Origin of the sequence: Subtercola sp. RTI3 (assembly GCF_035018625.1) — a bacterium.
Lineage (GTDB): Bacteria > Actinomycetota > Actinomycetes > Actinomycetales > Microbacteriaceae > Subtercola > Subtercola vilae.
Window position 1 is genome coordinate 23,655 of record NZ_JASJXO010000026.1, and the last position, 24,682, is coordinate 48,336.

At 66.7% G+C, this 24,682-nt stretch carries 24 protein-coding genes, 1 tRNA gene and 1 pseudogene; 15 read left to right on the forward strand and 11 right to left on the reverse strand.

Translation table 11 applies throughout. From position 1 onward, the window contains the following. Positions 1–44 precede the first annotated feature (44 nt). Complete coding sequence (locus tag QN358_RS11095) at positions 45–1,136, forward strand: FUSC family protein (RefSeq protein ID WP_136643465.1); 1,092 nt, start codon at positions 45–47, stop codon at positions 1,134–1,136. A gap of 10 nt (positions 1,137–1,146) precedes the next feature. On the opposite strand, the gene QN358_RS11100 is transcribed toward QN358_RS11095, so the two are convergent. Then, a complete protein-coding gene (locus QN358_RS11100) occupies positions 1,147–1,971 on the reverse strand; it encodes a class I SAM-dependent methyltransferase (RefSeq protein WP_136643466.1) in 825 nt (274 codons plus the stop codon). 17 nt (positions 1,972–1,988) lie between these two features. On the opposite strand from QN358_RS11100, the gene QN358_RS11105 reads away from it, so the two are divergent. Then, complete coding sequence (locus QN358_RS11105) at positions 1,989–2,738, forward strand: phosphoglyceromutase (RefSeq protein WP_136643467.1); 750 nt, start codon at positions 1,989–1,991, stop codon at positions 2,736–2,738. A gap of 142 nt (positions 2,739–2,880) precedes the next feature. On the opposite strand, the gene phoU is transcribed toward QN358_RS11105, so the two are convergent. Continuing rightward, positions 2,881–3,537 carry a phosphate signaling complex protein PhoU gene (phoU, locus tag QN358_RS11110; RefSeq protein WP_136643468.1) on the reverse strand — a complete coding sequence of 219 codons (657 nt, stop codon included), beginning with the start codon at positions 3,535–3,537 and terminating at the stop codon, positions 2,881–2,883. Between the two features lie 148 nt (positions 3,538–3,685). Between phoU and QN358_RS11115 the strand changes: the two genes are divergently transcribed. Further along, positions 3,686–4,840: a sensor histidine kinase gene (locus tag QN358_RS11115; RefSeq protein WP_136643469.1), complete on the forward strand. Its 1,155-nt coding sequence runs from the start codon at positions 3,686–3,688 to the stop codon at positions 4,838–4,840. After that, positions 4,837–5,517, forward strand: a complete 681-nt coding sequence (locus tag QN358_RS11120) for a response regulator transcription factor (protein ID WP_136643470.1) — start codon at positions 4,837–4,839, stop codon at positions 5,515–5,517. The genes QN358_RS11115 and QN358_RS11120 overlap by 4 nt, the downstream gene beginning before the upstream one ends. 110 nt (positions 5,518–5,627) lie before the next feature. On the opposite strand, the gene QN358_RS11125 is transcribed toward QN358_RS11120, so the two are convergent. Then, positions 5,628–6,200 carry a hypothetical protein gene (locus QN358_RS11125; RefSeq protein ID WP_136643471.1) on the reverse strand — a complete coding sequence of 191 codons (573 nt, stop codon included), beginning with the start codon at positions 6,198–6,200 and terminating at the stop codon, positions 5,628–5,630. A gap of 126 nt (positions 6,201–6,326) precedes the next feature. On the opposite strand from QN358_RS11125, the gene QN358_RS11130 reads away from it, so the two are divergent. Genes QN358_RS11130 through rlmB form a run of 4 tightly spaced genes read left to right on the forward strand, consistent with a single transcriptional unit; the run spans position 6,327 to position 10,525 of the window. Further along, positions 6,327–6,809 carry a CarD family transcriptional regulator gene (locus QN358_RS11130; RefSeq protein ID WP_136643472.1) on the forward strand — a complete coding sequence of 161 codons (483 nt, stop codon included), beginning with the start codon at positions 6,327–6,329 and terminating at the stop codon, positions 6,807–6,809. Between the two features lie 19 nt (positions 6,810–6,828). Continuing rightward, complete coding sequence (gene ispD / locus QN358_RS11135; RefSeq protein ID WP_136643473.1) at positions 6,829–8,025, forward strand: 2-C-methyl-D-erythritol 4-phosphate cytidylyltransferase; 1,197 nt, start codon at positions 6,829–6,831, stop codon at positions 8,023–8,025. 9 nt (positions 8,026–8,034) lie between these two features. Continuing rightward, positions 8,035–9,453: a cysteine--tRNA ligase gene (cysS, locus tag QN358_RS11140; RefSeq protein ID WP_136643474.1), complete on the forward strand. Its 1,419-nt coding sequence runs from the start codon at positions 8,035–8,037 to the stop codon at positions 9,451–9,453. Continuing rightward, entirely contained in the window at positions 9,446–10,525 is a 1,080-nt protein-coding gene (rlmB, locus tag QN358_RS11145) for a 23S rRNA (guanosine(2251)-2'-O)-methyltransferase RlmB (RefSeq protein WP_136643475.1), read from the forward strand. Before cysS ends, rlmB begins: the two co-directional genes overlap by 8 nt. Positions 10,526–10,536: 11 nt before the next feature. Here the strand turns inward: rlmB and QN358_RS11150 are convergent, their stop codons facing one another. Next, on the reverse strand, positions 10,537–11,871 hold the full coding sequence (locus QN358_RS11150) for a DUF4032 domain-containing protein (protein WP_136643476.1): 1,335 nt from the start codon (positions 11,869–11,871) through the stop codon (positions 10,537–10,539). Positions 11,872–11,974: 103 nt separating this feature from the next. Continuing rightward, positions 11,975–13,078: an ABC transporter ATP-binding protein gene (locus QN358_RS11155; protein WP_136643477.1), complete on the reverse strand. Its 1,104-nt coding sequence runs from the start codon at positions 13,076–13,078 to the stop codon at positions 11,975–11,977. A gap of 207 nt (positions 13,079–13,285) precedes the next feature. Between QN358_RS11155 and QN358_RS11160 the strand changes: the two genes are divergently transcribed. Together QN358_RS11160 and QN358_RS11165 are read left to right on the forward strand one after the other, a co-directional pair. After that, entirely contained in the window at positions 13,286–14,188 is a 903-nt protein-coding gene (locus tag QN358_RS11160) for a DsbA family protein (RefSeq protein ID WP_136643478.1), read from the forward strand. Positions 14,189–14,273: 85 nt separating this feature from the next. Beyond that, positions 14,274–14,346 (forward strand) — tRNA-Thr (locus QN358_RS11165). 162 nt (positions 14,347–14,508) lie between these two features. Here the strand turns inward: QN358_RS11165 and QN358_RS11170 are convergent. After that, positions 14,509–15,255 (reverse strand): TetR/AcrR family transcriptional regulator, encoded by a 747-nt coding sequence (locus tag QN358_RS11170; protein WP_323512394.1) that lies wholly within the window; start codon positions 15,253–15,255, stop codon positions 14,509–14,511. Positions 15,256–15,342: 87 nt separating this feature from the next. Here QN358_RS11170 and QN358_RS11175 point away from each other — a divergent pair, with 87 nt between their 5' ends. Further along, a complete protein-coding gene (locus QN358_RS11175) occupies positions 15,343–16,185 on the forward strand; it encodes an NAD(P)H-binding protein (protein ID WP_323512395.1) in 843 nt (280 codons plus the stop codon). On the opposite strand, the gene QN358_RS11180 is transcribed toward QN358_RS11175, so the two are convergent. The 3 genes from QN358_RS11180 to QN358_RS11190 all read right to left on the reverse strand — a co-directional run bounded on the left by QN358_RS11180 (position 16,162) and on the right by QN358_RS11190 (position 19,217). Further along, a complete protein-coding gene (locus QN358_RS11180) occupies positions 16,162–16,911 on the reverse strand; it encodes an alpha/beta fold hydrolase (protein ID WP_323512403.1) in 750 nt (249 codons plus the stop codon). The two genes, QN358_RS11175 and QN358_RS11180, sit on opposite strands and share 24 nt — an antisense overlap. Positions 16,912–16,931: 20 nt before the next feature. Further along, positions 16,932–17,975 (reverse strand): isopenicillin N synthase family dioxygenase, encoded by a 1,044-nt coding sequence (locus QN358_RS11185; RefSeq protein WP_323512396.1) that lies wholly within the window; start codon positions 17,973–17,975, stop codon positions 16,932–16,934. A gap of 99 nt (positions 17,976–18,074) precedes the next feature. Continuing rightward, positions 18,075–19,217 carry an isopenicillin N synthase family dioxygenase gene (locus QN358_RS11190; protein WP_323512397.1) on the reverse strand — a complete coding sequence of 381 codons (1,143 nt, stop codon included), beginning with the start codon at positions 19,215–19,217 and terminating at the stop codon, positions 18,075–18,077. Between the two features lie 24 nt (positions 19,218–19,241). On the opposite strand from QN358_RS11190, the gene QN358_RS11195 reads away from it, so the two are divergent. Further along, positions 19,242–19,826, forward strand: a complete 585-nt coding sequence (locus QN358_RS11195; RefSeq protein ID WP_323512399.1) for an XRE family transcriptional regulator — start codon at positions 19,242–19,244, stop codon at positions 19,824–19,826. 236 nt (positions 19,827–20,062) lie between these two features. Beyond that, complete coding sequence (locus QN358_RS11200) at positions 20,063–20,857, forward strand: isoprenylcysteine carboxylmethyltransferase family protein (protein WP_323512400.1); 795 nt, start codon at positions 20,063–20,065, stop codon at positions 20,855–20,857. On the opposite strand, the pseudogene QN358_RS11205 reads toward QN358_RS11200, so the two are convergent. Beyond that, positions 20,815–21,450 (reverse strand): annotated as a pseudogene (locus QN358_RS11205) (alpha/beta fold hydrolase); the annotation flags it as partial. The gene QN358_RS11200 and the pseudogene QN358_RS11205 overlap by 43 nt on opposite strands. Before the next feature lie 52 nt (positions 21,451–21,502). Here QN358_RS11205 and QN358_RS11210 point away from each other — a divergent pair. Together QN358_RS11210 and QN358_RS11215 are read left to right on the forward strand one after the other, a co-directional pair. Beyond that, positions 21,503–21,934 (forward strand): MarR family winged helix-turn-helix transcriptional regulator, encoded by a 432-nt coding sequence (locus tag QN358_RS11210; RefSeq protein WP_136643486.1) that lies wholly within the window; start codon positions 21,503–21,505, stop codon positions 21,932–21,934. A gap of 63 nt (positions 21,935–21,997) precedes the next feature. Beyond that, positions 21,998–22,480, forward strand: a complete 483-nt coding sequence (locus tag QN358_RS11215; protein WP_323512401.1) for a hypothetical protein — start codon at positions 21,998–22,000, stop codon at positions 22,478–22,480. 122 nt (positions 22,481–22,602) lie between these two features. On the opposite strand, the gene QN358_RS11220 is transcribed toward QN358_RS11215, so the two are convergent. Then, entirely contained in the window at positions 22,603–24,453 is a 1,851-nt protein-coding gene (locus tag QN358_RS11220; protein ID WP_323512402.1) for a DEAD/DEAH box helicase, read from the reverse strand. Positions 24,454–24,682 lie beyond the last annotated feature (229 nt).

A 24,682-nucleotide genomic window follows, 5' to 3' on the forward strand; every position in this document is an offset into this window, starting at 1 on the left:
CTCGATGGGGCCGGGTGAGACGGCGGAGGGGGGAAAATAGGGTGGTGACGAAACGCTCGACCTCCTCCGTGCGGGCGTGGGCGCGGTCGGGGTCTCTGCGCTCGGCCGCATCGGCGTGGCCCATCGTGCAGCTTGTAGCGGCTGTGGTGGTGGCGTATTCCGTGTCGCGGTTCGTGCTCGGGCACCCGTCGCCGGTGACCGCGGCGACCGTCACCCTGTCGAGCCTTGGTTTCGTGCGAGATGCCCGGCCCCTCAGGGTGCTCGAGACGGCAATCGGGGTCACGCTCGGAATAACGCTCAGTGAAGTGATTCTGCTCGCCTTCGGCCAGGGCGTTGCGCAGCTGGCGCTCGCCGTCGTCGTCACGTTGGTCGCCGCCCGATTCTTCTCGCCCGCGCCCGGCTTCGCCATCGTTGCGGCCTCGCAGTCGGCGCTGGTGGCGATTCTGCCGGTGGTGGCCAGTGGGCCGTTCACGCGCACGGCCGACGGGCTCGTCGGTGGCGCCACCGCGTTGCTGCTCACCGCGCTGATTCCGCGAGACGCGCGTCGCGAGGCCAGGGCCGAGGCGAAACGCGTTGTTGCAACGTTCTCGCGCATCGTCGCGTCGCTCGTCGTCGAACTGCGCCGGGGCGACGACAACGAGGTGGGCCGGGTGCTCGACGAGGCCCGCACCACCCAGCCCTTGATCGACCAGTGGCGAACCTCGCTCGATTCGGCGATCGGCATCGCAACGCTGTCGCCTTTTCTGCGCCGCCGTCTCCCAGAGCTGCGCCGCCAGCGGGATCTGTTGGCCGGCCTCGACCTCGCCGTTCGCGACCTGCGGGTGGTCACTCGGCGCCTCACCGTGATCATGCGCGATGGCCGGCCGCGCCCCGAATTCGCCGATCTGCTCGATCGACTCGTCGGCGCTGTGAACCTGCTCGAGCAGAGCATCGATGACCCCCTCGTTCGCCCGCTGGTACGGCAGAACCTCATTCTCATCGCCGTGAAGCTCAGCCCCGATGAGCTCTTCCCGGGCAGCTCGGTCATCGAAGGGTCGGTGGTGATGGAGTTGCGCCCGCTCGTCATGGACCTGCTGACAGCCACCGGTCTCACGGCCGACGAGGCGCGCGCGGCGCTGCCCGTGCTCGGGGCGTAGGGCGCCGACGTTAGTGCCAGTCGAACCCGAGCGGTGCCACGTGCGACCAGGGCAGCGTGAGTTCGCCCAGGCGCCAGCGTGCGGCGGGGCCGAGCACCGGCCATCCGCAACCCGCCAGGGCCCGCACGGCACCAACCCAGCGCTGCCGCGGGCCGTACACCGAGAGCGGTGCGCTGTGCTGCCACACTCGGTCGAGCTCAGTGAGAAGGGCGTGCACCGGTTCACCCGCAACGTTGCGGTGAATCAGTATCTTCGGCAGCCTCTCCGCCACGATCGAGGGGCGCTCGAGGTCGGCGAGGCGCAGCGAGATGGTGAGCGTCTGCGGCCCGTCGGCCGTCACCGCGACCCAGCTCGACACCCGGCCGATCTCGTCGCAAGTGCCCTCGATGAGCGTGCCGCCGGGTTGAAGACGGCCGGTCATGAGCTTCCAGGCCGCGAGAACCTCGGTCTCGTCGTATTGCCGCAGAACGTTGAAGGCCCGGATGACCGTGGCTGCGTCGTGCTCGGCGAGCGGTGTCTCGAACCCGCCCCGCGCGAACGTCACCCGGGCATCTGCGCCGAACGAGGTTGCGCCCGCGCGAACCTCGGCCAGCTGACGCCGGGCCGTCTCGACACGCTCGGGTGAGATCTCGAGGCCGACGACCGCCACGTCGGGCCGAACCCGGGCCAGTCGCTGGTGCAGTTCGAACGCCGTGACGCCGCTCGCCCCGAACCCCAGATCGACGACCACGGGGTCGACGGCGGTGCGCAGAGCCGCGAGCGTGGCGATGTGGCGGTCGACGCGGCGCAGCCTGTTCGTGTTGGTGGTTCCGCGCGTGATCTGGCCGATGGGCATGGTTCTAGACTAATTCCATGACTGAGCCCTACACCTTGATTCTGCTGCGCCACGGCAACAGCGACTGGAACCAGAAGAACCTGTTCACCGGCTGGGTCGATGTGGGCCTGAGCGAGCAGGGCGTGGGCGAGGCGAAGCGCGCTGGCGAGCTGTTGGCCGAGTCGGGTCTCGCGCCCGACGTGCTGTACACCTCGCGCCTGGTTCGCGCCATCGAGACCGCGAACTATGCGCTCACCGTCGCCGATCGGCTGTGGATCGATGTGAAGCGCTCGTGGCGGCTCAACGAGCGTCACTACGGCGCACTGCAGGGCAAAGACAAGGCGCAGACGCTGGCGGAGTACGGCCCCGAGCAGTTTCAGACCTGGCGCCGCTCGTACGACGTGCCGCCGCCCCCCATCGCCGACGATGACCAGTATTCGCAGCTGGGCGACCCGCGCTACGCCGACCTCGGTGATGCGGTACCGCGCACCGAGTGCCTCAAAGACGTGGTCGATCGCATGCTGCCGTACTGGTTCAGCGACATCACGGTCGACCTGGCCGCGGGCAAGACCGTTCTGGTCACGGCCCACGGTAACTCGCTGCGCGCGCTGGTCAAGCACCTCGACGGCATCTCAGACGACGACATCGCCGAGCTGAACATTCCCACGGGCATCCCGCTCGTGTACACGCTCGACGAAAACTTCGTGCCCACGAAGCCCGCCGCGTACCTCGACCCCGAGGCTGCGGCCGCGGGGGCTGCTGCGGTGGCGGCGCAGGGTAAGAAGTAGTAACTGATGAAAAAGCCCCGCGTCTCTGTGTCAGAGGCGCGGGGCTTTCAGATTGTGGGGCGAAGGCGAGAGTTGCTCCTGCTCTCACACGACGGATCACAGCTCCGTCGCCGCAGGGGCGCGCGATCGCGATGCGATCGCTTCAGCGAACCCCTGCGCCCGTCCACTCACCCGTGGCGAGGTACTTGACCTTCTTGGCGATGCTGACCGCGTGGTCGGCGAAGCGCTCGTGGTAGCGCGAAGCGAGAGTCACGTCGACGGTGTTGACGGATGTTCCCGCCCACGTCTCGCTGAGCACCGTCTCGAACACGCTGACGTGCAACTCGTCGATACGGTCGTCGACGTCGCGGATCTCGTCGGCCAAGCTGAGGTCTTCGGTCTCGATGAGGCGGCTCAGCTTCTCGGCCACGATCACATCGAGGCTGCCCATCTCTTCGAATACGCCGAGCAGGCGATCTTGCGCCACCTTCTCGGGGTACCGGTAACGGGCGAGCTGCGCGATGTGCTCGGCGATGTCACCCATGCGTTCGAGCGACGCGCTCATACGCAGGGCGCTCACGACGATGCGCAGGTCGCGGGCGACCGGCTGCTGCAGCGCCATGATGCTGATGGCGAGTTCGTCGAGGTCTGAGGCGAGAGCGTCGATCTTCGGGTCTTCGGCGATGACCTTCTCGGCCAGGGCGACGTTCGACTCGTTGAACGCTGTGGTCGCGTTCGTGATGGCGATGACGACAAGACGGCTGATCTCGACCAACCGCTCTTGCACCTCACGCAGTTCCTGCTGGAATACCTCGCGCATGTGTGTGAAACCCTCTCTGGTGCTTTTGCCCAACCCTGCCTCGTTGAGGTTAACAGCAGGTGCAGAACACGTTAACTTCCCGCGACCGGCTGGGCTCGGCCGGGCAGCGGCGAGCCCAAGTGTCGGGGGAGTCATTAGTGTAGTCGCTATGGATTCAGGCTCGTTGGTGCTGCTGTCTGTGGCACTCGGCCTCGCAGTGGGCTCCGGTTTCGTGTTCGTTCTGTTTGCCGCTTCGCGGCGGGGCGATCATGCGGCCACCATCATCGACCCTTCGGTTCCCGACGGGGTCGACCAGGTGATCGACGCCATCGATTCGGCCGGGGTCGTGCTCGATGCGTCGAACAACGTGGTGAAGGTATCGCCGGCCGCGCTGGCGTTCGGGCTGGTGTGGAACCACGGCCTCGTGCATCCCGAACTCGTCGACATGGTCGATTCGGTACGCCGCACCGGCGAACCGGTGGCGCGCGACCTCAGCCTTGCCAGGGGCCCATTCGGCGAGGCCACCATTCACCTCTCGGTGCGGGTGGCCCGGCTCGGCACGCGGTATCTGCTGCTGCTGGCCGACGACCGAACCGAGGCCCACCGGCTCGAAGAGGTTCGGCGCGACTTCATCGCGAACATCAGCCACGAGCTGAAGACACCGATCGGTGCCATCAGTCTGCTCGCCGAAGCGCTCGAGCCGGCCGCCGACGACCCAGAACAGGTGCGAAAGTTTGCCAGGCGCATGGAGACCGAAGCCGTGCGACTGGGCCGCATCACCCGCGAGATCATCGAGCTCTCGCGTCTACAGGCCGCCGATGTTCTGACCGGCGCAGAGCGGGTCGCCGTCGACCACATCGTCGCCGCGGCCATCGACCAGAACCATGTGCAGGTGAGTGCCCGGCGGGTCACCATCGTCTCAGGCGGCGACCCGGGCGCCGAGGTCTACGGCGACGAGGGGCTGCTGATTCTCGCCCTGCACAACCTCATCGCCAACGCCGTTCAGTATTCGGCAGAGGGAACCCGCATCGGCGTGGGCGTGCACCTGACCGAGGGTATCGTCGAGATTGCGGTGACCGACCAGGGTGTCGGCATCGCCGAAGAAGACCTCGGCCGCGTCTTCGAGCGCTTCTTTCGCGTCGACCAGGCGCGCTCGCGCAACACCGGCGGTACGGGCCTCGGCCTCAGCATTGTCAAACACGTGATCGAGAACCACGGCGGAGACCTCCGCGTCTGGTCGCAGCCGTCACACGGCTCGACCTTCACCATTCGGCTGCCCGAAGCGTCTCACGCTGCGACAGCCTCGTTAGGAGAACAACGGTGACCCAGATTCTGCTCGTCGAAGACGAGGCGGCGCTCAGCGAGCCGCTCGCATACCTGCTGCGCCGCGAGGGCTACACCGTGACGCTCGCCGAAGACGGCCCCAGCGCTGTCGCGGAGTTCGATCGTGGCGGGGTCGACCTCATTCTGCTCGACCTGATGATTCCGGGCCTGTCTGGCACCGAGGTGTGCCGAGAGATTCGCACACGCTCGCAGGTGCCCATCATCATGGTCACCGCCAAAGACTCCGAAGTCGACATCGTGGTGGGGCTCGAACTGGGCGCCGACGACTACGTCACCAAGCCGTACTCGTCGCGCGAGCTGTTGGCCCGCATGCGTGCCGTGCTCCGCCGGCAGACCGAGGCGAACGACATTGCTGAGCCCGTGCTCGAGGCAGGTTCGGTGCGAATGGATGTCGAGCGGCACACCGTCGAGGTGAACGGCCTCGACACTCCCATGCCACTGAAGGAGTTCGAGCTGCTCGAACTGCTGCTGCGCAACGCCGGTCGTGTTCTGACGCGCGGCCAGCTGATCGACCGTGTATGGGGGTCTGACTACTTCGGCGACACCAAGACGCTCGACGTGCACATCAAGCGCATCCGGTCGAAGATCGAGAAGGCGCCGTCAGAGCCGGTGCTGCTCGTGACGGTGCGAGGGCTCGGCTACCGCTTCGAGGCGTAGGCCGCTGGGCGGTGCCGACCCGGCGCTGCCCAGCGGGACGGTGCTGCTGCGGCGCGGGACTGCCGTGCTACTGCGCGGGCCGGCTGCTGTTGCTGTTGCGCGAGCGTTTGCTACTGCGCGGGCGTCGCTGCGGGGGCGGGAGTCGCGGTCTGCGGTGCGACCGTCGCTGATGCTGACGGCGTGGGAAGCGCGGTCGCTGTCGGCGCCACGGTAGGAGCGAGCCCGGTGAACTGGGGCCAGTCGCTCGTGAGTACGGGCACCAGCAGCTTCACGCCGGTCTGGGTGCCGTACTGGAAGAAAACGGGGAAGAGCGCTCCTGCTTTCACGTCGAGACCGGTGAAGACCACCTTGACGTCGGTCGTGCCACCCACGGTCGACGTGCTGCTGCCTTCGACATACTGCGTCTCGGTGCTCAGAACGCCTGAGGAGTCGGTGTACTGCATGTTCACCGTGATGGGTGACGAGCTCGTGTTGACGAACGACGCGATGAGACTGCCGGTCTTGTTGTCGTCGCTGATCAGAGTGGCGTTGCGAATTGCGAGGTCGGGGCTGACGTTGCCCTCGACGCCGTCGGCGGCCTCTTTGATGCTGATGGTCGACTGCGGAGTGATGAAGGCGCACCCCGAGGCGCTGACCCCGATCAGTGCGGCCACAAGAATGGATGCCGCGTACCGTGCTCTCACAAAACCCTCCAGAATGACCGTTACAGGTGCGAGTTTAGCCTACTGGCAGCGCTCGCCCGGGCACGCGCAGCGGGGCTTGCCAAAGGGTGCTGTGGTAAACTGAGCATGTTGAAAGGGTGTCTCTGCATGCTTTTTGAGGTTGGCGAAACCGTCGTTTATCCGCACCACGGCGCGGCCCAGATCACCGAGGTGAAGACTCGCGTCATCAAGGGCGTCGAGAAGGTGTACCTCAAGCTACGGGTCACCCAGGGCGACCTCGTCATCGAGGTTCCCGCAGACAATGTCGACATGGTCGGCGTTCGCGACGTCATCGGCGAAGAGGGTGTGCACCAGGTGTTCGACGTGCTGCGTGCCCCCTTCACCGAAGAGCCCACCAATTGGTCGAGGCGATTCAAGGCCAACACCGAGAAGCTCGCCTCCGGAGATGTCATGAAGGTGAGCGAGGTCGTTCGCGACCTGTGGCGCAGAGACAACGACCGCGGTCTGTCGGCGGGGGAGAAGAGCATGCTCGCCAAGGCACGCCAGATTCTCGTCTCCGAACTCGCGCTCGCCGAGAAGACCGACGAAACCGAAGCCTCGTTGGTACTCGACGAGGTTCTGGCCTCGTAAGGTGTTCTGGCCTCGTAACGTGAACCCCACCGTTGCGGTCATCGTCGTGGCCGCCGGCAGTGGCACGCGCCTCGGGCTCGGTCAGCCGAAAGCATTCGTCTCTCTCGGCGGGCGCAGCATTCTCTCCCGCTCGCTCGATGCTCTGTTCGCGCTCGACGACGAGGCACAGGTCATCGTCGTCGTTCCCGAAGACCGCCTCGACGAGGCCCTGTCGACGGCTCAGGATGTCGCCGGTGCGGCAGCCCCCTACGTCACCGTGGTCGCGGGCGGTGAGAGCCGCCAGCAGTCGGTGAACGCTGGCCTCGCCGTTCTCCTGCCCTCTGTTCAGACGGTGCTCGTTCACGACGCCGCCCGGGCCCTCACCCCGGTGGCGCAGTTCGAGGCCGTCATCGATGCCGTGCGTCAATCGGGGTACGGTGCGATTCCCGGCCTCCCCGTGAGCGACACGATCAAGCGCACCGATGGCTTCGGCCTGGCGGTGGCCACGGTCGACCGCTCGGAGCTGGCCGCAGTGCAGACGCCCCAGGGTTTTCCGCGCGCCCAGCTCGAGCAGGCCTACGCTGCTGCGTCTGACGACTTCACCGACGATGCGGCGCTCGTGGCGGAGGCCGGCTTCGCCGTTGCCGTCATCCACGGTGATGCCCTGGCGTTCAAGATCACCACCGCGTGGGATCTGCGCCGGGCCGAGCAGGTCATTGAGTCGGCGTTCGTTGCCGCTGCCGCGCGGCCTGTGCCGCCACGAACCGGGGTGGGCATCGATGCGCATGCCTTTGCGGACGAGGGGGAGGAGGCCACGCATCCGCTCTGGCTCGCCGGCCTCGAATGGCCCGGAGAGCGGCCCCTCGCTGGGCACAGTGACGGCGACGCCGTGGCGCACGCCATCTGCGACGCTCTGCTGTCGGCCTCGGGGCTGGGAGACCTCGGCAGCGTTTTCGGCACGGCTGACCCGAGGTTCGAAGGGGCCCACGGTGATGTTTTTCTCGCGCACACGGTAGGCCTCGTCGAGGCCGCCGGCTGGCGCGTCGGCAATGTCTCGGTTCAAATTGTGGGCAACCGCCCGCGGTTCGGCGCCCGCCGACCGGAGGCGGAGGCGCTTCTGACGGGGTTGCTGGCGGCACCGGTCACCGTGTCGGCGACCACCACAGACGGCCTCGGTTTCACCGGCAGAACAGAGGGCGTCGTCGTAATTGCAACAGCGCTCATCTATCCCTTCTAAACTAGGGCAGTGACTCTACGCCTCTATGACTCCAAGCTCCGCAACCTGGTGCCGTTCGTGCCCCTCGTTCCCGGCCGCATTGGCGTCTACGTGTGCGGCCCCACAGTGCAGTCGTCGCCCCATATCGGGCACCTGCGTTCGGCCCTTGCGTACGACCAGCTGAGGCGCTGGTTCAGCTATACCGGGTATGACGTGACGTTCGTGCGTAACGTGACCGACATCGACGACAAGATCCTCTTGAACGCGGCGAGTTCGGGTGAGAACTGGTGGTCCCTGGCCTACCGTACCGAGCTCGAGTTCACGGCGGCGTACAACGCCATCGGCGTCATGGCGCCCACGTACGAACCGCGTGCCACCGCGAGCATCCCCGAGATGATCGAGATCATCGGGCGTCTCATTGACAACGGCTACGCCTACGCCGCGCCAGACGGTACCGGTGACGTGTACTTCGACACCCCCTCCTGGCCGCAGTACGGCGCCCTCACGCACCAGAAGCTCGCCGACATGGCGCCCGCCACCGACTCCGAACCGCGCGCGAAGCGTGACGTTCGTGATTTCGCGCTGTGGAAGGGGCACAAAGAAGGCGAACCCGCGTCGGCGTCATGGTCGAGCCCGTGGGGCCGCGGTCGCCCCGGCTGGCACATCGAGTGCTCTGCCATGTCGACCAAATACCTCGGCGCCCAGTTCGACATCCACGGCGGAGGCCTCGACCTGCGCTTTCCGCACCACGAGAACGAGCTTGCGCAGTCGCACGCGGCTGGCGACCCGTTTGCCAACTACTGGCTGCACAACGGGCTGGTGTCTGTCGCGGGCCAGAAGATGAGCAAATCGCTCGGCAACTCGGTGTTTGCTGCCGAATTGCTCAGCCAGGCGCGGCCACTCGTCATCAGGTACTACCTGGGTGCGGCGCACTACCGATCGACACTCGAGTTTCACGACGGGGCACTGGCCGAGGCCGAAGCCGCCCTCTCCCGCATTGAAGGCTTTCTCGAGCGTGCGGTTCGCCGGCTCGAAGGCACCCGCTTCGCCTCGTCGACCGTCGAACTCGTGCCCGACGATTTTCGGGAGGCGATGGATGACGACCTCAGCGTTCCGCAGGCACTCGGCGTTCTGCACGAGGCCGTTCGCACGGGCAATGCCGCCCTCGACTCCGAAGACTTCGCCGAGGCAGCACGCCTGCTCGGCCAGGTCATCGCCATGACCAGCGTGCTGGGTATCAACCCGCTCGACCCGCAGTGGGCCAGCGCCGACCAGAGCTCGACGGGCCAGGCGCTGTCGAGCCTTGTCGACCGACTGCTCGAAGACCGTGAAACCGCACGAAAAGCCCGAGATTTTGCCACCGCCGACCGCATCCGCGACGAACTCGGCCAGGCAGGAATCACGATAGAAGACACCTCAACGGGTGCACATTGGAGTTTTGATGGCTAGTAGCGCAAAGAAGCCGGGGCGCCCCGGCGCCGTTCGGCGTACGAGCAGGGGCCCCCAGGTCGGCTCTGGCGGCCAGGGCCGCCAGGCACTCGAGGGCAAGAAGCCCACGCCCAAGGCCGAAGACCGCCCGTACCATCCCGCAGGCAAGGCGAAGGCGGCCAAAGAGCGTTACGCTGCCGCTGGCGGCAAGGGCAAGCCCGTCGCGGCCCAGCCGCGCATCGCCGGTCGCGGCCCAGCGCCCCGGGGCGGCCCCGCTGCTCGCACGGGTGCGCCGCAAGAGCCCGCGCGCCAGCAGCGCCGCGCCCAGCGTGGCAACGAGGAGAGCGAGGTCGTCACCGGCCGTAACTCGGTCGTCGAGGCGCTGCGCGCGCGCATTCCCGCTACCGCGCTCTATATCGCTGCGCGAATCGAGTACGACGAGCGCGTGAAAGAGCTGCTGCAGCTCGCCACGGGCCGGGGCATTCCGATTCTCGAGGTGATGCGCCCCGAACTCGACCGTCTGGCCGGTTTCGACGCTGTGCACCAGGGCGTGCTGCTGAAGGTGCCGCCGTACGAGTACGCCCACCCTACAGACCTGTTCGACGAGGTGACCGGGCGCGGCGAAGTGCCGCTGCTGGTGGCGCTCGACGGCATCACTGACCCGAGAAACCTGGGGGCGATCATCCGGTCGACCGCAGCATTCGGTGGCCAGGGCGTCATTGTTCCGCAGCGGCGTTCGGTGGGCCTCACGGCCTCGGCATGGAAGACGTCGGCCGGTGCTGCCGCACGCACGCCCGTCGCCATGGCACCCAACCTCACCTCGACGCTGAAGGCGTTGAAGGCCAAGGGTGCGTTCGTCATCGGGCTCGACGGCGGGGGAGACACCCAGCTGGCCGACCTCGACTTCGCCAGGGGCCCCATCGTCATAGTGGTGGGCAGCGAGGGCAAAGGCTTGTCGCGCCTGGTCACCGAGACCTGCGACGCCATCGTGTCGATTCCGATCAGTGCGGCGACCGAGTCGCTGAACGCCGGTATCGCGGCGAGCGTGACGCTCTACGAGATCTCGCGCATCCGCACCCTCGGCGGCAAGTAACGCACCAGCGGTCAGACCGTGAGGCGCCAATCGGGCACAGGCTCGGTGGGCGCCTCTTCGGTTGACTCGTCGTCGTCGTCAGAGACCGCGCCCGACTGCACCGCGATGGGCAGCGTGATCACGCCGGTGGGCGGGCCCATGACGGTGGCTTCGTCGCGGCGGTGGCGCAGAATGTCGTTGATGTAGGCATTCAGCGCTTCGCTCAACGGAATGTCGCGATTCTCCTGCTGGCTCATGAACCAGCGATGCTCGAGCAGTTGATGAAAGACTTCGGCCGGCTCGAGCTTGCCTTTGAGGTCGCGCGGAATCGAGCGCATGACCGGCTCGAAGACCTTCGCGAGCCATTCGTGGGCGAGCATCTCTTCGTCGTAGTCTTTGCGGCCGAACTTCGCCGTGTACGAATCGAGGTCGTTGAGCAGTCGACGGGCCTGGTTCTCGCCCGTGTCGAGCCCGGTGAGGCGCAGCAGGCGGCGCTGGTGGTGCCCGGCGTCGACCACTTTCGGCTGGATGCGCACGGTGGTGCCCGAGTCGTCTGTCTTGATGGCGAGCTCTTCGATGTCGAAACCGAGGTCGTTCAGGCGGTCGACACGCTCGTTGATGCGCCAGCGCTCAGACGAGGAGAACGATTCGGAGCCGGTCAGCTCCTTCCAGAGTGAGCGGTAGGCGGCCACGATGCCGTCGCTGATGCGAATGGGGTCGAGCTCGTCGGCCACGCGACCACCGGCCTCGAGATCCATGAGCTCGCCGGCGATGTTCACGCGGGCGATCTCGAGGTCGTTCTCGCGCTGCCCGTTAGAGAGGCCGCCGGTATAGAGCTGGCCCGTCTCCGCGTCGACAAGGTAGGCCGCGAAAGCGCCCGCATCACGGCGGAAGAGGGTGTTCGAGAGCGAGACATCGCCCCAGAAGAACCCGATGATGTGCAGGCGTACGAGCAGCACGGCCAGGGCATCCACCAGCCTGGTCGCCGTGTCGGGCCGTAGCGTCTGCGAGAACAGGGCGCGATAGGGCAGAGAGAACTTCAGGTGCCGGGTGACCAGCACCGAGTTGAGGGGAGTGTCGTTCACGTCGGAGCGGTTCGTGATGACGGCCAGCGGGTCGACGCACGGAATGTCGAGGCCCTGCAGGGTGCGCAGCATGGCGTACTCGCGCTTGGCCATCTCATCGGTGGTTTCTTTGATGGCGATCACGTGGGCGCTGAGGTGCGCGAAACGAACGAGGTGGCGCGAGATGCCCTTGGGCAGCAGGGCGATGTTCTCCACCGGCCACTCGTCGAGCGGCAGCTGCCAGGGAAGGTCGAGCAGCGCCGGGTCGACCGTTGCCGAAGTGATGTTCAGTGAGCCGCTCATGGATGCCCCTCATAAAGTGAATCGGGCCTGCCAGCCTGTGCGTTCCAGGCGGGCAGGCCCGACGATGATACTCCGGCAGCGCAGAACGCCGTCAGGTGGTGGATCAGGCCGTGACGACCGGCTTGTTGCCGATGCGCTCGCCGCTCTCGTTGTTGAACAGGTGCAAGTGGCCGGGCTTCGCGGTCAGGTAGACCTTCTCGCCGGCGTTCGGGTGAACGCGGCCGTCGACGCGGGTGACGAGGTCGGTGCGCTTGCCGCTGATGTCGGCGTGGCCGTACAGGTAGCCGTCGGCGCCGAGCTCTTCGATCAGGTCGATGTCGACCGGCAGGCCTTCACCGAACGCGCTCGACACGACGATGTCTTCGGGGCGAACGCCAATGGTGACCGTCTTCGCATTGACAGAGGAGAGCAGTTCGCGCTCGACCGGGATGACCGAGGTGCCGAACTGCACACCGCCGTCGACAACCTCGGCCACGAACAGATTCATGGCCGGGCTGCCGATGAAGCCGGCGACGAAGATGTTGGCGGGCTTCTCGTACAGGTCGCGCGGGGTACCGACCTGCTGAAGAAGACCGTCTTTCAGCACGGCGATACGGTCACCCATGGTGAGCGCCTCGGTCTGGTCGTGTGTGACGTAGACCGTGGTGACGCCCAGGCGGCGAACGAGCGACGCGATCTGGGTGCGGGTCTGAACGCGGAGCTTGGCGTCGAGGTTCGACAGCGGCTCATCCATCAGGAAGACCTGGGGCTGGCGCACGATGGCACGACCCATTGCGACGCGCTGACGCTGGCCACCCGAGAGGGCCTTGGGCTTGCGGCCGAGGTAAGGCTCGAGGTCGAGCAGCTTGGCGGCTTCGAGAACGCGGCTGGCGCGCTCGTCTTTGTTGATGCCGGCGATCTTGAGCGCGAAGCCCATGTTCTCGGCAACCGTCATGTGCGGGTACAGCGCGTAGTTCTGAAAGACCATTGCGATGTCGCGGTCTTTCGGGGGAACGTCGGTGACGTTGCGCTCACCGATGAAGATGTTTCCCGAGTTGACCTCTTCGAGGCCGGCGAGCATGCGCAACGAGGTCGACTTGCCGCAACCGGAGGGCCCGACGAGAACGAGGAACTCGCCGTCGGCGGTCTCGAGGTTGAGCTGGTCTACCGCTGGCCGGGTCGAGCCCGGGTACAGACGGCTTGCGTGATCAAAAGTGACAGACGCCATTATTCTCTACTACTCCTTCACCGGCAGGTACGTGCCGGACGATCCGTTGTGATGGATTCGGGTCAGCACCATTGGTGGCCCGTCTCCCAGTATGGCGCATTCTCAGCCGGGTTCACTACTATCGTTGGATGCCCGACCGCACCCGAGCGGTTCAGGGCCATTACCTTGTCATCTCACTCACCTCACTGAGCACCGGAGCATTCACGTATGACCAACGGCCGACCCGAAGACAGCCGCCAGAGCAAGAACCAGCGACGAGAAGCCGCTCGCGAGAAGGCCAAGCAGCTGCGTGAGCAGCAGCACAAGAAAGAGGTTCGCAACCGCGTCGTTCTCTTCTCCGGCCTCGGCGTCGTACTCATTGCCATCGTGGTGAGCGTCGTGCTCATCGTCGCCAGCTCAGCGAAGCCCGCCGGCCCCGGCCCCCTCAACATGGCCAGCGACGGCCTCAAGATCACCACGGGCAACGTGGCAGAGACCACTCCGGCCCTGGCCGCCGACCAGCAGCCCACGCCCAGCGCTGCGAACCCCACCGGCGTTCTCGACATCCGCGTGTACATCGACTACATGTGCCCCTACTGCGGCCAGTTCGAGACCACGAACGTCGCGCAGATCGGCAAGTGGGTCGCCAGCGGTGCCGCAACGTATGAGGTGCATCCGCTCTCCCTGCTCGACCGCTCGTCGCTCGGCACGAAGTACTCCACCCGCGCTGCCAACGCGGCGGCCTGTGTCGCGAACTACTCGCCCAACAACTTCTTCGACTTCAGCGCGGCTCTCTTCCAGAACCAGCCGGCTGAGAACACGTCAGGCCTGCCCGACTCTCAGTTGCAGTCCATAGCGGCCTCGGCGGGGGTGGGCTCGACCGACCAGATCAACTCCTGCATCCAGAACCAAGACTTCAAGGGCTGGGTAGCGACCTCCACCACCCGGGCGACAACCGAGCCGCTGCCCGGCTCCACCGTCGCCAAGGTCACCGGTACCCCCACCGTGCTCGTCGACGGCCAGCAGTACCAGGGTTCGCTGACCGACGCCAACGCCTTCGCGAACTTCGTTCTGCAGGTCTCCGGCCAGTCGTCATCAACGGCCACCCCCACCCCGACGCCCAGCTCGTAGGGGCCTCACCCGAACATCATGTCGGCCCCGGATGCCGCACGCACGTGTGACGTGTGGCATCCGGTTACAATGAGATGTTCGATCTGCCGACGTGGCGCAATTGGTAGCGCACCGCTCTTGTAAAGCGGGGGTTGCGGGTTCAAGTCCCGCCGTCGGCCCTTATGTCGTTGTTCTCAGCGTCAGGCCAGATCGACGAGAGTCTGAGACGGCGCAGATCGACATGACCGCCTCCTCATCGGCTGAGCGCCATCGCGACGAGCGAGACAGCGCCCACGCCGAGAATGGCCAGCCAACACCCCCAGTTAGAGGGTGGTGGGGGTTCAAGAGGCCGTCGCGGCCCCGTATTCGCCCTCGACAATGCGGTCGAGCCACTCTGTGAGCAGCGACTGCTCACCAGGGGTGAGGGTGCTCGCCTGGCCGGCGTGCGCGCGCAGAGCGACGGCGTGGGAGATCATGTCGCCCGCCGGAGCCTCGGGGGAGGCCGACTGCTGCGTCACGATCTGCTCGAGCACGGCGTCGAACATCGTGTCGGCGAGGCTGCGATCGCGTTCCGTGAGCGGTTTGGCAAGCGTTACGAGCACCGCTCCCGTTCCTGCGGCGTGGATGAGTTCGACCGCTCGCTCTTCGGAGACCCGCAGCTGCCCCTGCAGGGCCACGCGGTGCACTCGGTCGGCGAGCAGTTGCGTGCCCGCCTTCGCGGCGGCCGACTGCTGCCCCCGGGCCGGGTCGCTGAGGAGTACGAACAGGGCCGGATTGGCGATGCCGAACTCGATGGTCATGTTCCAGCCCGAGCGCAGGTCGGCGACGGGGTCGACGTTCTCGGACACGGCTGAGGCCACGGCCTGGGTTTTTGTCGATGCGAAATCGGTCATGACCTGCTCGGCCACGGCATCGAGCAGGCCGTCTTTGTCGCCGAAGAGACGGTAAATGGTCGGTGCCTGCACTCCGGCTCGTTCGGCGACCCCGCGCGTGGTCACGGCTGCCTGGCCCTGGTCGCGCAGCAGAAGTGCGGCCACCTCGATGATGCGTTCGCGAGTGCTGCTGCGGGTGTCGATCTGGTCGGTCATGAATCAACGATAACGTGTTCTCGTTAGCGCTGTGTTATCGTTGGTACTACTGATGTAGTTCCATCGGAAACACTGGAGGTCTGACTGATGATTGTGATTACCGGCGCAACCGGCGCTCTGAACGGCGAAACACTCACCCACCTGCTCGAGCAGGTACCCGCCGCGGAGATCGTGGTTGTGGCGCGCGACACCGCGAAGGCACAGCCCTTCGCCAATCGCGGAGTCATCGTGCGCTACGGCGACTACGCAGAGCCCGCCTCGTTGCCGGCCGCCTTCGCCGGAGCCGATCAGTTGCTGCTGGTGTCGTCGAGCGACCCCACAGCCGATGCGGTCGCGCTTCACCGCACCGCGATCGATGCCGCGGTGACCGCGGGTGTGGGCCGGGTGCTCTACACAAGCCACCAGGGCGCATCCGCAGAGACGCCGTTCGGGCCCGGCCGCGACCATGCCGCGACCGAGCAGATTCTCACCGCATCGGGGCTGAAGTGGACATCGCTTCGCAACGGCTTCTACATGCACAGCCTGCAGTGGCTGCTGGGTCCCTGGCAGGAGACCGGTGTCATCTCGGTGCCGGCCGACGGCCCGGTGTCGTGGACCTCGCGCGCTGACGCCGCGGAGGCCGCCGCCGCGATCCTGCTGTCTGACGGCCGGTTCGACGGCCCGGTGACGCTCACCGCGAGCCAGGCGCCGACCTTCGAAGAGATCGCCGGCATCGCGTCAGACGTGGTTCAGCAGACGGTGAGGTTCGAACTCCTCGACTCAGAGCAGTGGCTGAGCAACCAGCTCGAGGCAGGTAAGCCAGAGTTCATGACCCGGTTCCTCCTCGGCATGTACGAGGCTTCTGCCGGCGGTTTCTTCGCCGGCACCGACCCTCTCATGGCGTCGCTCATCGGGCGCGAGCCGCAGTCAGTTCGCGAGTACCTCGGCTGATTCGGTGGCGAGCCGCACCAGGCTCCGGATGCCCGCGAGAAGCTCGTCGGGCTGCGAGAGCTGAGGCGCGTGATCGCTCGCCAGGGTGATTCGGGCGGCGCCGGGCGTGCGCTGCTGCATGTGGCGCTGCATCGCGAGTGGAATCGACCGGTCGAACTCCGCCTCGAGGTAGAGCCGGGGCACCGAACCGAATCCGTCGGGCGTCCACGTGACGACCGGCGAGAGTACGGCATCCGGCCACGGGCCCAACTGGCGTGATGCGCCGATGGCGTCGGCGGTGGGGGCCTGGTTGAAGAAGACCGCGACCCCCGCCTCGGGTGGAACGCTGGTGCTGCCCGAGGCGAGCTCGAGGTAGGGCATGATGCCGTTCGCGTCGGGCGACGTGTTCTCGATTTCGGCGCACAGCTCGCCGAAGCTCATGCCAGAGGGCAGCATGATGCCGGCCACGTAGACGATGCCGGAGATCTGCCGTGGCAACGCCTCAGCCACGGCTGTTGCAATCACACCGCCTCCCGAGTGCGCCACGAGATACACTCCGCGAGAGCCTGCTATGACGTCGGTGACGGCCGTGACGTGGCTCTCGAGGCTCGCCAGCGAGGCGTGGCCCGGGTGGGAGCCGACACCGGGCAGGTCGATGGCGACAACCCGGAAGCCGGCGGCTTCGAGACACGCCGCCGTCGACTGCCAGACCCAGCTTCCGGCCCACGCCCCGTGGATGAGAATCACCAAGGGCGGCGCCGCCGGCGTCACTGGGCGGCGGCGTTCAGGCGCGCGGCCTCGCGCAGGCCACCCACGTTCTTTTTGCCCGCCCGTGAGCCGCTCAGCTTCGCGACGATGTGCTCTTTCACTGTGACGGGCTCGTAGTGCGGTTCTTCGCCCTCGGGTACGAAGTGGGGCAGCGGCCCGACGATCGCGTCGGCGTTGCCGTCGTGGAAGAAGGCCGCAGACCGGCGCCGTTTGATGGTGCCGTTGACGATCGGTGGCTTCACGCGGTGCAGGGTGGATGCCCACTGGTCGTTCGTGAGGCGGGCAGCCACGTCGCCGAGGTTGATGAGAAACGCGTCGTCGGCGGGGCTCACGTCGTGCCACTGGCCGTCGCTGTCGAGAACCTGCAGACCGTCGACCTGGTCGGCCCAGAGCACGGTGACGATTCCGAAGTCGGTGTGCTCACCCATGCCGGTGAGTTCGGCACCGAGTTCGATCTCGCCCTCGGGCAGCGCGTAGTTGTTCATGCGCATGACGTCGATGGAGTGGTCGGTGAGCGCCTCGAGGTAGCCGGGTTCGACCTTCAGAGCGTCTTCGAAGATGCGGATGAGCGTCTGGGCCACCCGTGAGGCCTCGTCGTAGTACGTCGAGACGCGTGTCTCGTACCCTGCGACCTCGGGCCAGACGTTTTCGGCATAATCGTCGGTCGAGAGCCCTGCGCCCGGGTAGTCGGCTGCTGAAGCGCCCACGTTGAACGCTTCGAAGAAGTCGTTCATACGGGTGACCGAGTCGACGCCGATGCTGTAGCTCAGCGACTCGCTTTTGGGCGGGCTGTAGCCGCGATTCTTCGAGGGCGGCAGCACGTACTGCTTCTTCTCGGCCAGCGTCAGGGCGAAGAAGTCGTCCATTGCGCCTGCGAGGCCGGCGATGACGGCCGGGTCTACTCCATGGCCCACGATCTGGATGAAGCCCACCTCGCGACAGGCGGCGTCGAGGGCAGCGGCGACCTGCGCGCGCTCGGCGGTACTGCCAGCGGTCACGTAGGGCCCGATGTCGACGGTGGGAACGGAGAATTCTGCAGACACGACGCTGTCCAATCACTCGATGAGAAACACTCTGTGAGCATTATTGTATATATCAATATTTACTAGCTCATATCAATAAGGTTTCCATCGCGTTACGAGCTATGCCGCAGGGTCAGTCGCGTCGCGAACCCGCAGAGCTTCTCGCGCGGCCGCGTAGTTGCGCTGGCCGCTCCGGCTGCCCCTCAGCTTCGAGACGAGGTTCTCGCGAACTGTGATGGGTTCGTAGATCGGATGCTCGCCCGCATCGATGAACGCAGGCAGGGTCTCGACGACGGCGTCGATGTTGCCGTCGTGAAAGAAGGCTGCCGACCGGCGACGGTGCGAGCCCTGACCTGCAGAAGGTCTCACCACGACCCGGTGTAGCGTCGCGGGCCACACGTCGTTGGTCAAGCGTGCGGTGAGATCGCCCAGCAGCACGAGCAGGGCTCCCTCTCTGGCCACGACGTCGCGCCAGGTGTTCGAACGGTCGAGAACCTGCAGCCCGGGCATCCGGTCGGCCCACAGAATGGTCACCAAGCCGAAGTCGGTGTGTGCGCCCATGCCGGCGGGGGAGGGCTCGACAGGGTCGCCATCAGGTGGCGCGGGGTAGGCGTTGAGTCGCAGCGTGTCGACGGGGGCGGTGTTGAAGGCGTCGAAGAACTCGGGTTGAAGGCCGAGCGCGTCGGTGAAGACGCGCGTGAGCGCCGATGAGACCCGCTGGGCTTCTGCGTAATAGGCCGAGACCTGCGCACGAAACTGCGGGAGTGACGCGGGCCAGATGTTCTCGGCGTAGTGCTCGGTGGGCAGGTTCGATTGGGCGAACTCTGAGGCGGCAGCGCCACTGTTGAAGCTCTCGAAGTTGTCGTTCGAACGGGAGGCCGAGTCGACGCCGATACTCTTGCTGAGGGCTTCGCTGAGTGGCGGGCTGTACCCGCGGTTGAGCTCGGGGTCGACGCGGAGGGCCAGCTTCTCGCCGGTCGGCAGGGCGAAGAAGCCTCTCATCGCTTCGGCCAGCCCGGCCACCGTGGCAGGGGCGATGCCGTGGCCCACGATCTCTGCGATGCCGACCGAGCGGGCGGCTGCGTCGAAGGCCTCTGCCGTGCTGCGCTGCCTGCGAGCGAGCCCGGCTCCAGCTGATGCTCCGGATGCCCGGGCTTCGCCGGCCGCGTCTGCATCGGGTGAACGCGGCGCGGGTACCGCGTCGGTGTACGGCGAGATGTCGATCGTCGGAATCTCGAACGCGGGGTGCGAAGAAGCGGCCATGGAGCCAACGCTATTGTAAAGACCGTGGCAGATTCCACGGCGGACGCCGCCGACGACCAGCGGCAGCTCTCCGCGGCGCTCGGCCGGGTCATCAGGGCCATGCGGCGGGATGCCGGCAAGACGCTGCAGCAGCTCGCCGACGCATCCGGTCTCTCGCAGCCCTACCTCAGCCAGACCGAGACGGGTCGCTCGATGCCGAGCCTCATGACGCTGCACCGCATCGCTGCCGCGCTCGGCACCAGTGGTTCTGCCCTGTTGGCGCTCACCGAGCCGCCCATCGCACCCGTGGTGCGGCTCGAAGAAGACAGTTACGACCTCAACACCAAGGTGCAGGTCTGGTTTCGGGGGCCCACCGAGCGGCACGTCGAGCAGCACGAGATCGTGGTGCAACCGCTCAGTGTGGCCGGGCGGCACCAGGCGCACGCCGGGGGAGAGTTCATCCATGTGCTGGAGGGCCGCATCCGCGTCGTCGTCGGGTCAGAAGACGCCTACGTCTTGGGGGTCGGCGATTCGCTCTACTACGCGGCGACGCTCGACCACGAATGGTTCAACGACACCCCGGCCGTGGCGCGTTTCGTGCAGTTCGCCAACTCGCCGGCGCCGGCCTGACTCAGCGCGATCACCACCGTCTTCACGACTCTCATGCGACCGGATGCTCGATTCGTCGACTCCGTTGTGAGTGCTGTTGTCTCCGCTTTTGTCGCAGCGCTGTTCTTCAGGTCATCTGCCCGTCTCGTGCGAAACCCGCCGCCGACCGTCGTCGAGCCGCCGCGGCTGCAGAGCTTCAGGCCGTTCCGCTCGTAGTCGCCGGTCGAGCACCTGCGGCCGCCGGATAGTCTGTGGGCATGAGATGGGGGCGCGCTTACTTCGCAGTGCAGGCGCTGGCCGGGGCCGTCTGGTGGGTCGCAGTGTTCGCGTCGCCGACGGTTCGTCAGCTCACCCTTGGCGAACTCGACCCTGTGGTGGTTGCGCTGGTCGACGTGCCGTTGTTCGTCGGCGCCTCGGCGGCAGCGGCCTTCGGGGTTCGGCCTGCAGCGTACGTGAGCACCGGATGGACGGGGTTCGTGACCCTCGCTCTCGCGGTGTACGCCACGGTAACCACCGAAGCGGGCTGGGGCGTGCTGGTGATGGGCGCAGCGACCGCCGGTTCGGTGGTGGCCCTCAGCCTGATGGTGTTCGGGCGGGTACCGACGGCCTGGATCGCGCGCGGTCCGTTCTCGTTTCGACCGGCGAGCATCCGGCCGACCGCATCATCGACGCACGTCGTATCAGCGCACGTCGTATCAGCGCACGTCGTATCGGCGCACGTCGTATCGACGTTCGGCCAGATTGTGGTCTTCTGGGGCCTTTTTCTGACGGTGATTCCCGCTGCCATCACGATCGTCGAGCAACGCTGGGGTGTTTCGCTGCCGTTCGCACCCGCCGTCGGCCCTCTGGGAGTTGTGCTGCTGGTGCTCGCGAGTGCTCTGGGATTGTCGTCGGCCGCGGCTCAGGCCCCTCAGCGACCCGGTGTGAGCGCCACGAACTCATCGAGGGCGTCGAAGGTGCTCTGCGGTTGCTCGAGGTGCGGCAGGTGGCCGGCGTTCTCGATGATCACGAAGGTCGAGTTCGGCACCGCCGAAGCCACGGCGCGGCCGTAGTCGACGGTGACCATTCTGTCGGCGTCGCCCCAGATCACGAGCGTGGGCAGGGAGACTGCGGCGAGGCGGGCGAGCAGCTGGGGGTCGTTCGTGTGCGAGCCTCCGGCATACAGGGCCAGCGCCGTCATGTTGCCTCTGATTGTGGCGAGGCGTTCGGGGGTGAGGGTGGCCGGGTCGGTGAAGCCGCGATCGGGGTCGGCCCAGGCGAATTCGGCCAGTTGGCGTGGGGTGAGCGCCGAGACGTCGCGGAGGGGGTGACCGGGTACATCTGCGCCGACGGTGTCGATCAGCACGAGCTGCCCGATCACCCGGTCGGCCTTGTCGCGGGCTGCGTCGAGAATGGCGATCTCTGCAGCGATCCATCCGCCGATCGACGAACCGACAATGAGCGCGTCACGCACTCCGCGGCTGGTGAGGTCGTCGAGGTAGCGCGCGGCGAGGGCCTGAATCGTGTCGCCGTCGACGGGAGCGGTGTCGTTCCAGCCCGGATGGGTGGGCGCGATGACGTCGAAGGTGCCGGCGAGGTGTGAGGCGATGGGGCCGACCGTGGCGGGCCCCCCACCTCCGTGAAGAACGAGTGCGGTGTACGACATGGGCTTTTCCTATCTCAACATATTGATATAAGTACATTGATACAGTAACACCATGACCGTAGATCTCGAAAGACTGGGCCGCTCACTCAAGCGAGTGCAACACCGCGACCACCGGGCGCTCGACGCGGCACTGCGCGAAACCGGCATCTCACTGGTGCAGTGGGATGCCCTGCGAGCCATCGACCGCGCCCCGGGTTCGTCGGCCCACGCGCTCGCCGCCGCATCGTTTCAGAGCGACCAGGCTTTCGGTACTCTCGCCAGCCGCCTCGTCTCTGCGGGCTATATCGAACGTCGACCGGGCCCCGGGCGCCGCATCGAGCACCACCTCACGACAGACGGGCATGACGCGTTAGACGCAGGCCGCCGCGCGACGGACCGCGTCTGGCGCGCGCTGTTCGGCTCACTTGACTCAGAGCAACGGATGACCTTGCAATTGCTGCTCGACCGACTGCTTGCTTCGGAGCCGGGCGACGACGCCGGGTAACCGATCTGCAAGGTTCTGGCGGGCGCTGTTGCCAGGGGCGTGCCGGCGTGACACCGTCGGGGCATGTCCCCGACCCGTGGTGCCAGCGCTCGAGCCGTCATCGTTGCCGTGGTGGGGGCCGTCGCGATGCTCGCACTCAGCGCGTGCGCCTCGCCATTCGGCCAGGCCTGTACGGCCATCGGCTGGATCAACTCGCTCGACGTTCGGCTCGACGGAACCCCTGACGCGGTGGCGGGGGTGGCCTGGGTCGAACTGTGTGACGACAGCGGATGCTCGAAGACCGCCGAGCAGGTTCGGGCGATGCAGACAGCCACGCCGGGCGCGGCGCTTCCGTTGTACCAGGCGAGTGCATCCGGAGCCGCGAGCTGGAACGTGAGTGTGGGAATGTCGAGGCCGGCGCAGGTCACGGTCACCGCCTATGCGGCCGATGCCACCGTTCTGGGTGCGACGGCGGCGACGCCCGAGTGGGCCCGCGTCGGCGGCAGCGAGCAGTGCGGCGGCCCGGGTGCGGCTGCCCCGATCATGGTGCAGGTCGCGGCCGAGTAAGTAGGCAGCGACCGCACTGAGGAGGGTGCCGCAGACCCGGGAGGCGGCGCGGGTGCCGCGCGCGCGGAAGGCGCCGGCTACTCCTTTATTCGGGGAGCAGCCGGCGCCTTCCGAGAGACGTTCTACTTGTGGCGGGGCTTGCGGGCCGGGCGGTCGTCGCGGGGGTCGAAGTCGGGGCGCTCGCCACGCTCGGGCCGGGCTGCACCGCGGCTGGCGGGGCGGTTGTCGGGTCGGATCTCGATCAGCTTGCCGCTGATGCGGGTGTCGCGCAGACGCTCGAGCACGCCACCCGGCAAGTCGGCGGGCAGCTCGACGAGGGAGAAGTCGGGCCTGATCTGAATGTGGCCGAAGTCTTCGCGGCTGAGCCCACCCTCGTTGGCGAGGGCGCCGACGATCTGGCGGGGCTCGACCATGTGGCGCTTGCCCACCTCGATGCGGTACGAGGCCATGGGCTTCGAGCCGCGGGGGCCGCGCTCGGGGCGGTCGCCTCTGTCGCCCCGGTCGCCTCTCTCACCACGGTCGTCAGAACCGCTGCGCCCACGGCCGCTGCCTGGATCGCGGTCGTCGCGCGCTGCGCGGTCGGGCCGGGCGCTGTCGCGTTCGAAGCGTTGCGCGCGGCTGTCGTCTGCCGAAAGCAGCAGCGGGGTGTCGCCCTGCGCCACCACGGCCAGTGCCGCGGCCACATCGGCCTCGAGCACGTCGTGGTGCTCGACGTAGTGCCCCACGATGTCGCGGAACACCGCAATGCGGTCTTGCTGCTCGAGCGCCGCGGTGATGGCCTCGTCGAAGCGGGTGAGGCGTGTGACGTTCACGTCTTCAGCTGTGGGCAGCTTCATCTCGGTGAGCGGCTGGCGGGTGGCCTTCTCGATGGCGCCGAGCAGGCGGCGCTCGCGAGGGGTCACAAAGCTGATCGCTGCGCCGCTGCGGCCCGCGCGACCGGTGCGGCCGATGCGGTGCACGTACGACTCGGTGTCGATCGGGATGTCGTAGTTCACGACGTGGCTGATGCGGTCGACGTCGAGCCCGCGGGCGGCGACGTCGGTGGCGACGAGAATGTCGAGCTTTCCGCTCTTCAGCTGGTTGACCGTGCGTTCGCGTTGGGCCTGGGCGACATCGCCCGAGATGGCGGCCGCCGAGTATCCGCGGGCGCGCAACTTCTCGGCCAGCACCTCGGTCTCGCTCTTGGTGCGAACGAAGACGATCATTCCCTCGAAGTTCTCGACTTCGAGGATGCGGGTCAGGGCATCCACTTTCTGCGGGTACGACACCATCAGGTAACGCTGGCTCGTGTTCGCCGAGGTGGTGGTCTTGTTCTTGACCGTGATCTCTTCGGCGTCGTTCAGGTACTGCTTCGCGATGCGCCGGATGGCCGGGGGCATGGTCGCAGAGAAGAGGGCGACCTGCTTGTCGTCTGGGGTGTCGGCGAGAATCGTCTCGACGTCTTCGGCGAAGCCCATCTTGAGCATCTCGTCGGCCTCGTCGAGCACGAGGTATTTGAGTTCGGAGAGGTCGAGCGTGCCCTTGGCGAGGTGGTCCATGATGCGGCCGGGAGTACCGACGACCACGTGCACGCCGCGACGGAGCGCCGAAAGCTGTACCCCGTAGGCCTGGCCGCCGTAGACCGGCAGCACGTGAACCCCGCGCAGGTGCGAGGCGTACTGCTCGAAGGCTTCGCAGACCTGGAGGGCGAGTTCGCGGGTGGGGGAGAGCACAAGAGCCTGCGGCTTCTTCTGCGACACGTCGAGGCGGGAGAGAATCGGCAGCGCGAAGGCGGCGGTCTTGCCTGTTCCGGTCTGGGCGAGACCGACCACGTCGCGGCCGGCAAGAAGGGGAGGAATGGTGGCGGCCTGAATGGCGGAAGGCGTCTCGTAGCCGATGTCGCGCACGGCCTTCAATACCGCGTCACTCAGCCCCAGGTCGGCGAACGCGGTCACGGTGTCGGCGGCGGCCGTGTCGGTTGTATCGGTACTCATACTCAAACGGTAGTCGCTCGCGGCCTCTCCCGCGTGCCTGCTCCCACCCCAGGCCCCCACCCTGCCGTCATCGAGAGGGCAAAATCTCTCCCAACCGGCCGATTTTCAGAGAGAATCTGCCCTCTCTGTGGAGGAGGGCGCGGGCTGTCTCTTATACACATCTTTGTGCGTGAAAAAAAAAAGGGGGGGGGGGGGGGGGGGGGGGGGGGGGGGGGGGGGGGGGGGGGGG